The organism is Trichococcus ilyis (assembly GCF_900109135.1).
Classification (GTDB): Bacteria; Bacillota; Bacilli; order Lactobacillales; family Aerococcaceae; genus Trichococcus; species Trichococcus ilyis.
In genome coordinates this window covers 1-11338 of record NZ_FNYT01000048.1, presented here as the reverse complement: position 1 = coordinate 11338, position 11338 = coordinate 1, and the positions used below count along the sequence as shown (strand labels likewise).

Genomic DNA, 11338 nt, shown 5'->3' with positions numbered 1-11338 from the left:
TATGGATTTCGTTGGGCAATCGAGGTTATCTTTTATGAACAGAAGACCTTTTGGTCATTCGGCAAATATATGGTCAGAAGCAAAAAAGGAATTGAAAGTTACGTCAACTTCTTAGCCATTGCCTATAGTTGCGTTCAGCTTCTTCCCTTCAAGCAGGAGAGGTATGCCCATTTGAAGGAGGAAAGTTCTCAAGTGAAGAAACAACTCATTGGAATGGCGATCCAGCAGGAAGTATTTTTCTATACTTTCGTGCTTTCCATCGAAAATAGGATTAAATCGCTGGCAATCCTAAAGGCTTATGAGCAATGGGTTGAAGAAAAGCACAATTTTTAATTACTTGTAAAGTGGTGTCAATATATAAAAAGATATAAAATTAATTGTACGCGTTTTCATTTTATCGAGATAACTTCATGGAGGGATTATTATGAATTTTTTCAGAAAAACAAATTCCAATTCGATTACACCAGAACAAAACAAACAAACTGAAATTTTATACTCGAATATTTTTGAAACAATACTTGCAAACAAAGAACCTTTTAGCTATCAAACTGGCTTAAAACATACTCTCCTTACAAAAAGGGGAAGAGTCCATTCATCTGCTGAATACTTAGATGTAATGTATAACAATATTTCATACCTATGTGAAATGAATACCCTTCTATCTGACTATATATCCACTATCTTTGAGAAAAAGAATTTTCCCACTGAAAATTCTAAGAATTCGACAATAAATGATTATCAAATTAGAACTAAGCAAAAATTAGAGAGTTTATATTCGAACCAGAAAAAATTGTATGATGATAAATACCCCACTATTCAAGCAAAAATAGAAGCTGTGGACTTTGATTATTGCTATTGGATGACTCTTAATGGTATTTTAATAGATTTCTTGGGAGTACTATCGGTCCAAACCAATTTGCCTATACTAGGCGACCTTTTAAAAAATAGTACTGAAAATAATGTTTCTCTAATAAACAAGTATTCCGTTTTCCATACAAATTTTTTACTTCAAAATATCGCATTTACAGGCCAGCAGCCTTAGCATAATTAGTTTTTTTTAACATCTGTTTTCTATGGTATGCATTTTTTTACACAGTTGTTAGGGGGTCAAACAGAATGAACAATCCAGAACGAACAAAAACAAAAAATTTAGTTGAATGGAACATAGAAGGAATTAGCCTTACCTTTTATAAGGCCACAGTAGAACAACACGAACCATCTCAGATGATGGTTTTACATCACATCAAATACCATAACTGGAATGCTGGCTGGGCACGTTTTGAATTAGGCAAAAGAGTGAAAAGAGAGAAACTATATCCCAACACACCAGATGAAATGCGAAGTCATTATTACTCGTTGTGCGAAGATTTTCGAGAATTGCAAAAACGTTGGGTTAAAGGAAGAGAATATAAGAGAATGACTTTTGTAGACCTTCTTCATGATATTCATATTTCTCAATTTGGAGATGAGTTGAACGATATCTATCTTCTCCCAGAAGACCTCCGTACAGAAGGGAGTTCAGCCATCCTAATGTACCAATTCATGCCTCGATCTGGAACATTTGTATTAAATAATGTTCTCTTCTTCAAACCTGGTGAGAGCTTTCTTACAAATGCGGTTTGGATAAAAGGGCTAATGCACCCTGACATCCATTACATCATATTGACCCAAAAAGGTGACCGGCTGGAATGGACAGGGCGCACTTCTAAATCTGAGTGGGAAAAACAAGATGAACTTTCAGACCTGAACAGCATGCAATGTACCTACCCAACAGAGTCACGAAAACTTATGGAGGATCTTCAAGTACTTTTATCGAAAGAGTTTCATTTAATTACAGAACAACCCACACCCGGGCATATTTTTGTAAAGATGACTAACGAAACCTACGAATCATTCCTGAAAGTGGAAGAAAATGAAAACTCTATCGTGCACCTAAAATATTTGCATCCAAATTTGACCATCATACCTAACCAGGACCCTAATTTAGTTGGAGCTGCTATCCGATTGTACATCGATACATTTCAAGAAGACCGGAAATTCCGTTTCAGAAAAGCCTCATATCCAGGGGAGACTCTCCAACTATGGCTCACAAAGTTTCTTCCATCCCTTGTGTGGGACTCAGAAGATATTTATGATGAAATTACATTTGTGTACGTTTCAAATTTAGACAAAGAACACTTCGTAGAGGTTGCATCTTTTGAGCATCCACAAGCCATTGGCAAGGCTGTCGATCCCAAATACTCCAATCCTTCTCCGCTCATTTTTACGGACTACGAGGAGCGAATGATGCGTATTCTAGTAGAGCGTGTAACCAGTCTTTATTTCAGAAGATTTTCACAAGCAGAAGAAGTAGCAGATATCAATGAATATTATGATGATATTATTCTAGCTGAAGCAGAGGATAGCCTTTCAATATATCAAGCTGAACGCTTCGAGGAACGTCAAATGCAAGAATATAGGGAAGCTTGGGAATCTGGAGATAACCCTTATAATTTTGACGATTTTAACTAAAAAATCAAATAGCCTGAGTATCAAACGGTTTTTGTGTCGTGTGTACTCAGACTATTTTTTTGTTTTATAAATTTTCGGCTGTAATAAAATTAGATCGTTCTGAAGAAATCGTCTTCCAAAATTCTGATCGGACTTTTTTGATAGATCTGTCCACTCCGACCCTTTTTTCTATCCTGCTCCAATAACAAAGTTGTACATTTCTTCCAAAAGCTAAGAATTCTTCTATTTCCTTATCGGAAAGATTTGCCAGGGAAGTTCTTAAATATTGATGACCTATATAGGCTGGATGATTTAGATTCGTTGAATAAACAATAGCTTTGACAGGTTTTTTCTTGTCTTCCACTATTATTCCGATTGGCCAGCCCTCTCCCACTTTAGAAATGGATTCATCGTTTCTTACTATCTCTTCTAATGTGTCCAACAAATTGAATATATCTTCTTCCTGCTGTGGGCTTCTTAGCCAAACTAAAACACTCAAGTCTTTCAACAGACCCACCGTGAGATTGAGAGCTCCAAGATCCCAATCGTTCGAGCGCATCATCGCAGTAGTCAAATCAATTAAGTAGTTATCCAATGCAGATATTACAACTCTATTTTTCCTGAGCACATTTTTCAAATCTGTTATGTACGTTACACTATCTTGTTGTGTAATAGCATTTTCGCATACAAATCTTTCTTCTGAAACTAACGGCTTCGAATAATTCCAAAATTCATATTGGTACGACTTATGGTTTTGTATGATCAATCGGGAGTACTCAGCCTGCTTCTCTTCAATATATTTAGTGGAATCGATTATCATTTTTTCATCAGTCGCAATCAAAGGCTCATATCTGGTAACAATGTTTACCCCTTCTAAACCTTGGCTCTTTAACCATTTTTCAACATTTCTGGTATACTTTGTCTTATACATATCCATGATAAGTGTTTTTATCTCACCTACACCAGCAAAAGCTTTTTCAAAATAAGTGCAAAATAGATCAAGTGTAATTTTAGCAACCTCGACATTATGAATTGCACTTAAATTTGCATGCGCTTTGATACCATACCAAAATTCTCTGCCTGCAACATCGGCAGTCAAATCTGCAGCATTCATTATTTTTTCCCGGGTAACGTTTGAAGAAATGTATGATTTTTGCTCAATTGTCACCAATTCATAAAATGGTAATTGTTCAAATCCCAGTGAAACATTTGTCTTGTATCTAAGCCACGCTGATAAGAAAACTGCAATTTCCCCATAATACTGCTCATCTGCCTTATACAAAGTCGTCGCGATTCTATTCAATATTTCTTTCTGCCGGTATGCACTAGCCTCATTTTCCAACAATATCAAGTAAATATAAAGTCTCAAATCCAGTGGTAAGAAACTGATTTCTCTTGAAAGGTTAATTTGAAATCTTCCTAAATAATAAGGAACAATTGTATTCTGAACTTTCATTTGTAATTCTAAATTGTAGCTAACTCGTTCACTACACAATTTTTTACAAGATTGGATGAATTCATTTTGAAATTCCAGAATTTTATCTTCCAGAACTGTGTAGTAGGCTTCATCATCCTTTTCCAAAACAAACGCAAATTTTGAAAACTTATCCGCAAGGCTTTCTAAATCAACACTTTCAAGTTTTAATTGTGTATTTATTAATTCTTTGTAAGTCACGCTATCTATAAACTTGATTTTATTTGAAATCAAGCTGATTAAACTGCTCTGTTCATTCATCATTTTGCAAATTCCCCTCCAATTGAAATTTGAGTTGTTCCATTACTCTATCCGTATTATCGGCGCTCACAAAAATAATTTTTTCCTTGCTTATCTTACTTTCCAATACATTTTTTGTAGAATGAGAGGCTCTTGAAGTAACCAGTACATAATAATCATATTCTCCGATCGACTTTGGTTTATCTATGGCAGGATATTGATCAATCATTTCAAAATGGTACTCATTTTTTAGATTTTCTAGAGTATTCCAGTCCCAATTACTCTCATGAAAAATTGCCATTTTTTTATCCATAAGTAAAACCTTCATTCGAACATCTCGGTCTTTCTGATACAGCGCTTCCATTTTGTCCAAAAAATCAGTTTTTTGATCAATATGTTTGTTGCTATTCAAAACAAATTCGGGTTTCTTTTTCTCTTTGGCAGTCAATTCCTCATACCGAGATCTCCGTAAGACGATCAGTTCCTCCCCTGCTAAATTTTGAAAAATTTCATTTTTTCCATTCATTAAACAATAGAGCCAAGTATGCAATGGTCTTTCGTGAAAATAATTTTTTGCCGTGGTGACATCAAACTTCCTAAACGTCTGATACCAACTATTGTACCATTCGATCAAGGCCTCACTTAAATACTTAATATTTTTAGGTTCATTTCTTATGGCTTTGTGTAATTTTTGAATATACTCTTCCTCTTTATCACCAAATTTCAATTCCGCTACTTTGTCAAAATAAATTCTGCCAATCCCTTCTTTCTGGATAAAGCTGATTGTACTTAGTCCATTTTCAAGTTCATGTGGGGATATTTGCATATAGTTAGTGAGTAATCCTGCTGCCGTATCCATAGTAACCTCCAAATAAATATTTAAATGCATAAAAATTTGCAATCACCGTTATATTGAATATGCGTTACTAGTTCAATTTTACTACATTTCATTCGCTCAGCATACAAATAAATAAAATTACTTCATTAGAATTGTTTCAAAAAAATTTTATACTTTGAAAAATGATCATTTCCGGGCAACAGCCTTCCGCCGGAGAACAACATCCCAAAAGACCATCACCTCCGACCACCGCGGCTTCGCCAGAGTTCGGCCTCCCCACCATGCAGCCTCCTCCGGCCAGCATTCGCTCACCGGAGGAGGCACTTCGAAAAAAAACTCAACTCCGGCCAGCGTTTGCTAGTAGGAGTTGAGCTTTTTTGCGTACGCTTTGCTTCGGTTAGGGTTTGTCTAATCGGAGGTAGGCACACCTTTGGCGTTGCTCAGATGTTCAGAGTGTGAATGATATCCCCAACTGAATTCTGATACGCATCCAGATTCCCTCGGACGATGTTCGTTGTGATAAGGTCGTTTACCGCCTGCATATCGATGCGCGCCAGTTCGATTTCTTTGATCGAAACGGCGACTCCACGACGTTTCAGTTCATCGATGTTTTCGGTATCTTCCAAGACGCCTTCCCTTTCGATCAGCACAAGGTTCCGTTTCGAAAGCAGTGCTTCGGAGATAGTGCCCCAGCCGGCTTTGGCGATGACGGTGTCGCTGGCGGCGAGGTAGTTGTGGGTGTCGAAGGTTTCGACGGGCAGCTGGACGACGGTTGCGTTAGCATCGGCAGTGATTTTGATGCCGCTGGTTGTGAAGATGGTGCCGGCGTAGTTGTCGACTTGGATGGCGTCCAGATCAGCGGATTTGCCACAGGTGATGAAGATGCTGGGGCCGTATTCGGCTTTGATGGCTGCGATGCGGTCGGGATTGAATTTGCGCGCGATGAAGCCAATCTGTTTTCTTGGGACAGCAAGATTATGGGTCGGCAGCATCAGGTCGTATTCGATCAGGAGGTCGAGTTTGGCATAGATTTCCCGGAAGCGGGCAATAATGGTTTCGGAAAGGCCCAGGTGCTCGTACTGTTCGCACCAGGTGAAGTTGGCGATGCCGATGTTGCGCACACCCAATCGTTCCCCCACGAGGATACCGATGGCGCTGATGTCGCTGATGACGCAGGCGACGGGCAGATCGCACAAAATGGCGAGCTCGGCGGCGACGGTGGTGTCCCAACTAGCGATGAAATCGGTGAGCTCGTGCTCGAGGCGCGGGATGTCGACCTGCAGGCTGTTCGGCTGGTTGACGAGGCCGACTTCGGTGCGGATGTCGTTGTAGGTCACGCGATTTCCGAAGCGGGCAAGGTAAACGCGGGCGAAGCTGTTCTGAAAGACGCCGCTCGCGAGATAAATCCGGTGATTGGTCGTCTCCAAAAGTTCCTCGATGATCGCCAGGCAACGGGTCATGTGCCCGAAGCCGTGGGATGAAGCGTAAAATGCTAGGTATTTGTTGGTCATGTGGCACCTTTCACTAATCAATTTATCACAAATACTCATTGTACTATTTTCCTGGCAACAGGGCCACTTTACTTGATTTATTGAGTAGTCATGATTTAAATGTACGATATACTCGGATTATTTTTTATATCTTGACGAAATTTAGATATTTTTCCGTCTTATCATCTCTATATAGTACATTTAAGATATCTTTCAATTCATAAGTATCCCATTCCTTTAACCTTAATCTTAAAAGAAAATATAGCAATGTAAATAAAGTATCCAAGCTAAATGAATATAGATCAAAAAATTTTTCTTTATTGATTAAAGTATTTTCATTTAAGTTAGCATAAAAATAAGAAATATTAATAGGGATTGCGCTCCCGGTTGAATGTACTATCTCACATAGCTTCTTATAATAAGAAACACATCTGTCAATTGTTAAATAATACTCTGGGTAATCACTTTCAGCTACATATGGGCTAATATCTTTTATCAACTTCTTTTTTGTTTCCACAAATCTATAGTCGATTTCGTCAAATTCTATATTTTGATCAACTGTTTCTAAAATCCATTCTCTCTCTTTTCTTGTAACAAATTGAAGTCCTGACTCTAAAGAGGAACGCAATAAGAGCAAAGAGGACCGACATTGCCCGCTAAACAATGAATAAGATGATTCTAGAAGCAACGTAAATGTCATGTCAAATTTTTCATCGAGTATATTTTTTAATTCAGGCCTATTTTTCAGCAGATTAATTACATATATACGTTTAAAAATCCTCTTAATTTGTATTTCATTATCAAACATAAAAGTTTTATCAAACGATACTGTTTGTTTTAACTTTTCAAACTCTAGATAACAGTTATAAGCATAGGTGTTGGTCATAAATTACTCCTCTATTTTTTTATTAACTTGATTAACCCAACCTACAATGCTGTCCTCTATCTTTTTACCAGAATTATTTTTGATTATGGATTGTTTTAATTCATTATTCTCATTTAAATAGTCTGCAATTTTAGTCGATAGATTAACTAATTCTCTGTAAGATTTTTCTTTTTTTATGTCTGCTAAAACTCTAGAAGTTAGATAAGACCTAGATCTAAAAAGATAATCCTTGTATTCTTTTTTTAGAACATCTTCCAGAAACTTTTGGATATCAATATTGAGTTTAAAAATCTTCTTATCAGTTATCAATTGAAATAGTGTTCCTAAAAAAATACTAATTGTCTGTTCTTTCGAAAATTTGTTACTGTTCAAATTATTAAACTCTTTTACAAAATTTTCTATACTCATATTTATCATATCTTTGTCTTTATCCATCAATTTGTCCTCCATCTTCGGTTGCATCGTCAGACATAATAATATCTTTGATTTCTGTCACAACTTTTTCTAAAGCATTAGTTAAACTACTGTATTTATCGCCCGTTTCTGAATACAAAGAGAATTTTAATGGAACAGAGGAGAGATATGGTATCTCTGAATTAAAAAAATTTAGAGATGATAATTCTTTTCTCAATTTTTCTTTAATAGTATTAGATATCACAATATCATGAGTTAATGTAAATAAAACTCCTAATGGCTTAACAGGTTTTCTTTGTATCTTATCCCGAAACATGGAATACGTTGAATACAAATTTGAAGTTTCTTTATAAAATGTTGTTGTAACAAGATTTTCTAAAAGACCAATCCCAATACTGGAGAACAAATCTATTTTACTTGGGATAACATAATAATCAGATGCAAAGAGGCTTGCTTGGGTAAGAATAGTCCAGTTAGGCGGACAATCTATGATTATGTACTCATAATCATTTCTAAGATGATATTTATTAAAATGATCCTCTAATATATTATGTTTACCAACAGAATCCCCATTCAAAGTTTGAAATAAATCCAAGTCTCCAGGAAGTAAAGACAAATTATCTTTAATTTTGTATATCAAATCGGGATACAATAGATCAGATATAATAGCATCTTTTTTAAATAATGTATTTGCAGTTATTTTAGCATCTTTGAGCTCTTGATACACCATTTGAGATTTCATATCGAATTTTGTTTTTTCTATATCAACCTCTCCTTGTTGCTCACCAACTTTAATCTTATCTTCGTATTCCTTTTTAAATTTTTCTTCTGCCGAGTCTAAAATTTGCTGTGGAATATGTTCTTTAGCTTGTACAAATTGATAATTAAGTAAGGATTGAGTAGCATTAAACTGCGGGTCCATGTCAATAACAAGAACTGTTCCTATTTTAGATAGTTCATCTGCTATATTTATTGCTGATGAAGTTTTACCAACTCCACCTTTTAAGTTAATAAATGATATGACTTTTGCTGACTTTTCCATACCTCTCCCCTATTCGTAAATTTCCATTTTTTTTATTTTTATAGATTCTCTCTATTATTATAACATTTTATAGATTGAAAAAATATGCAATTATTTACCAATTAGTTTGTTATTGAATTATTTTGGAAAGAGTTTAATGACTGTTGTCATCCATCCCAAAAACAGTAGTCGTTCGGGTGTCAATACCCGTTCACAAATGTCTTTTCCCTCCGATCGATCAATGCGAAACGGTGTCACTGCTGGTAATTCCGCTTGGTTTGGATATCACTTACGGCATCCAGTGAGGAATGCACCACTTTGATCGGCAACTGGTTCTCTCTGATGACCTGTTCTGTTTTGATCTTCAACATCAAACTGTACCCTTCCCCTGCTCTACATGCTATCAACGCTTTATACATACTTATTCCTCCTCAGTCTTTTTATTTTCATTATCTTTGATGTAATCCAAAATTTGCGAAGCTTCTGTCGCCGTGTCCAGCATCGTGTAGAAATGACTGTCCTCCAGCAGGTCGACAAGCTGGGCCAACGATTCCAAATGCGTGTTGCTGTCCTTGGCGCTCAGGAAAAATAAATATTTGACCGGATCATTCGCTTCATTGCCGAATGCAATGGGCGTATTCAGTACCGTTATCTCCATCGCTAATTCCTTCGACCCAAATTCCGAAGGCGCAAGCGGCAAAGCGATATACTCCGCCACCACAATGTACGGACCGGTTTCCTCGTAAGCCCGAAATATAAAAAAACAGCCCACCGAAAGGTGCGCACTACAAATAGCCTGATACTGTTCGATTTTTTCGCGAGTATCAGGCTATTTATTTTGTTACGCCGCACAAGGGATTTGAACAAGCTGCAAGCCGCAATCGACAATTCAGAAAATAGCTGCCGTTCGGGTGCCATCCAATTATTCAATCCGGACCACTTTTACTATATCAATGAACCCATGACAAAAGAAGACCTTCTGCAGAGGATGGTGGGCAACCTTGTCAACGATCACTATGCACCCGACACCTTCCTGGCAAGCATCATGGAGAGGGAAAAACTTGGCCAAACCAACCTGAACAATATGCTGGCCATCCCGCATCCGATGTCGCTGATGGCCTTGGAATCGGTCATCCCTGTCGCAGTGATTCCGGAGGGCATCGATTGGGGCGACGGCCATTCGGTGAAGTTTGTGTTTCTGCTTTCGATCACCAAACAAGACTATGAGAACACGGACTATTTTTATGACTTGTTGCTGGAACTGATGGACCAGACCGAGAAACAAGAACAGATCCTCAACAATCCCTCATTCAATCATTTCATGGCCGTCATCGAGAACCTGACTGTCGTTTCCTAACGGCCCAGCTCCGACGAACAGTTCTTTCATAGGAGAAGAGGATCCAAAAAGACTATCACCTACGAACAGCACGGCTTCGCCGGAGTTCGGCCTCCGCATCACCCATTCTCCTCCGGCCAGCATTCGCTCACCGGAGTTGAGTTACCCAGCGCAACTCCGTCTTCCGATGAGCGCCCGCCTCATCGGAGCTGATGCCCTACTCCGGGCAAGACCCTTTCCGCCGGAGGAGAACATCCAAAAAGATCGTCACCTCCAACCACCGCGGCTTCGCCGGAGTACGGCCTCCGCACCACGCGTTCTCCTCCGGCCAGCAATTGCTCACCGAAGTTGGACTACCCGGCGCAACTCCGTCTTCCGATGAGCGCTCGCCTAATCGGAGCTGGCACCCAATTCCGGGCAGAGCCCTCCCGCCGGAGGAAAACATCCAAAAAGATCAGCATCTTCGACAACTGCGGCTTCGCCGAAGTTCAGCCTCCCACCACGCAGCGTCCTCCGGCCAACATTTGCTCTCCGGAGTTGAGCTACCCGGAGGAGAACGTCCAAAAAAATCATCACCTCCGACCACTGCGGCTTTGCCGGAGTTCGGCCTCCCCCCATGCAGCCTCCTCCGTCCAACATTCGCTCACCGGAGTTGAATTACCCAGCGCAACTCTGTCTTCCGATGAGCGCCCTCCTCATCGGAGCTGACGGCTAGCTACGGGCAGCAGCCCGCTCGCCGGAGGAAAACACCAAAAAAAGATCATCACCTCCGACCGCCGCGGCTTCGCCGGAGGAAAGCCACCGCACCGATCGAGTAGGAGGTAGATGATTAGTTCATCTACCGTCCTCTCACACCACCGTGCGTACGGTTCCGTACACGGCGGTTCAGTACCTTGAGTAAGCAGACTCTGCCAGGAGGCTTAATGAAATTAAGCCCCAATGGTGGAGTCTTTTCGTCGTAAGTGCCCGATGAACTTCGGGCGTTTTGGAGAGCCTCCAGTGTTTCTTTCTGGAGAATCCGACGCGCTTTGCGCTATCTTTATCGAGACCAAGCTTGGATAGTCTGTCAATCTTCGTACGTGAGCTTTTCCATCGTTTAAGAATAAGTTGTCTGATTCTGCGATGCAGCCATTGTTCTATCCTTCGGAT

The 11338-nt window shown here is 39.2% G+C and carries 10 protein-coding genes and 2 pseudogenes; 4 read left to right on the top strand and 8 right to left on the bottom strand.

Features of this window, described 5'->3' with window-relative positions; genetic code table 11:
* The 3 genes and pseudogenes from BMX58_RS14865 to BMX58_RS14115 all read left to right on the top strand — a co-directional run.
* Nucleotides 1-333: pseudogene (locus BMX58_RS14865) on the top strand (IS701 family transposase); the annotation flags it as partial.
* A 91-nt stretch (nt 334-424) separates the two neighbouring features.
* Nucleotides 425-1042, top strand: a complete 618-nt coding sequence (locus tag BMX58_RS14120; protein WP_068624670.1) for a hypothetical protein — start codon at nt 425-427, stop codon at nt 1040-1042.
* A gap of 74 nt (nt 1043-1116) precedes the next feature.
* Nucleotides 1117-2511 (top strand): hypothetical protein, encoded by a 1395-nt coding sequence (locus BMX58_RS14115; RefSeq protein ID WP_068624672.1) that lies wholly within the window; start codon nt 1117-1119, stop codon nt 2509-2511.
* 64 nt (nt 2512-2575) lie between these two features.
* On the opposite strand, the gene BMX58_RS14110 is transcribed toward BMX58_RS14115, so the two are convergent.
* From BMX58_RS14110 to BMX58_RS14075, 8 genes and pseudogenes are all read right to left on the bottom strand, one after another.
* Nucleotides 2576-4228 (bottom strand): hypothetical protein, encoded by a 1653-nt coding sequence (locus BMX58_RS14110; protein WP_068624674.1) that lies wholly within the window; start codon nt 4226-4228, stop codon nt 2576-2578.
* Entirely contained in the window at nt 4218-5063 is an 846-nt protein-coding gene (locus BMX58_RS14105; protein WP_068624675.1) for a hypothetical protein, read from the bottom strand. Before BMX58_RS14105 ends, BMX58_RS14110 begins: the two co-directional genes overlap by 11 nt.
* A 419-nt stretch (nt 5064-5482) precedes the next feature.
* Nucleotides 5483-6553 (bottom strand): glycosyltransferase family protein, encoded by a 1071-nt coding sequence (locus BMX58_RS14100; protein WP_068624677.1) that lies wholly within the window; start codon nt 6551-6553, stop codon nt 5483-5485.
* A 124-nt stretch (nt 6554-6677) separates the two neighbouring features.
* Nucleotides 6678-7418: a hypothetical protein gene (locus BMX58_RS14095; protein WP_068624678.1), complete on the bottom strand. Its 741-nt coding sequence runs from the start codon at nt 7416-7418 to the stop codon at nt 6678-6680.
* A gap of 3 nt (nt 7419-7421) precedes the next feature.
* Nucleotides 7422-7853 carry a hypothetical protein gene (locus BMX58_RS14090; protein WP_068624680.1) on the bottom strand — a complete coding sequence of 144 codons (432 nt, stop codon included), beginning with the start codon at nt 7851-7853 and terminating at the stop codon, nt 7422-7424.
* Nucleotides 7846-8874, bottom strand: coding sequence for a ParA family protein (locus BMX58_RS14085; protein ID WP_068624682.1), 1029 nt, complete (start codon nt 8872-8874; stop codon nt 7846-7848). Before BMX58_RS14085 ends, BMX58_RS14090 begins: the two co-directional genes overlap by 8 nt.
* 266 nt (nt 8875-9140) lie before the next feature.
* Nucleotides 9141-9272, bottom strand: a pseudogene (locus BMX58_RS14080) (PTS sugar transporter subunit IIB); the annotation flags it as partial.
* Nucleotides 9273-9274: 2 nt separating this feature from the next.
* Nucleotides 9275-9625, bottom strand: a complete 351-nt coding sequence (locus BMX58_RS14075; RefSeq protein WP_275425233.1) for a PTS sugar transporter subunit IIA — start codon at nt 9623-9625, stop codon at nt 9275-9277.
* 66 nt (nt 9626-9691) lie between these two features.
* Here BMX58_RS14075 and BMX58_RS14070 point away from each other — a divergent pair, with 66 nt between their 5' ends.
* Complete coding sequence (locus BMX58_RS14070) at nt 9692-10210, top strand: PTS sugar transporter subunit IIA (RefSeq protein WP_068624688.1); 519 nt, start codon at nt 9692-9694, stop codon at nt 10208-10210.
* Nucleotides 10211-11338: the final 1128 nt, after the last annotated feature.

Coding starts and splice junctions, on each gene's coding strand:
- BMX58_RS14120 (WP_068624670.1), top strand. CDS start 425: ATGAATTTTTTCAGAAAAACAAATTCCAATTCGATTACACCAGAACAA.
- BMX58_RS14115 (WP_068624672.1), top strand. CDS start 1,117: ATGAACAATCCAGAACGAACAAAAACAAAAAATTTAGTTGAATGGAAC.
- BMX58_RS14110 (WP_068624674.1), bottom strand. CDS start 4,228: ATGATGAATGAACAGAGCAGTTTAATCAGCTTGATTTCAAATAAAATC.
- BMX58_RS14105 (WP_068624675.1), bottom strand. CDS start 5,063: ATGGATACGGCAGCAGGATTACTCACTAACTATATGCAAATATCCCCA.
- BMX58_RS14100 (WP_068624677.1), bottom strand. CDS start 6,553: ATGACCAACAAATACCTAGCATTTTACGCTTCATCCCACGGCTTCGGG.
- BMX58_RS14095 (WP_068624678.1), bottom strand. CDS start 7,418: ATGACCAACACCTATGCTTATAACTGTTATCTAGAGTTTGAAAAGTTA.
- BMX58_RS14090 (WP_068624680.1), bottom strand. CDS start 7,853: ATGGATAAAGACAAAGATATGATAAATATGAGTATAGAAAATTTTGTA.
- BMX58_RS14085 (WP_068624682.1), bottom strand. CDS start 8,874: ATGGAAAAGTCAGCAAAAGTCATATCATTTATTAACTTAAAAGGTGGA.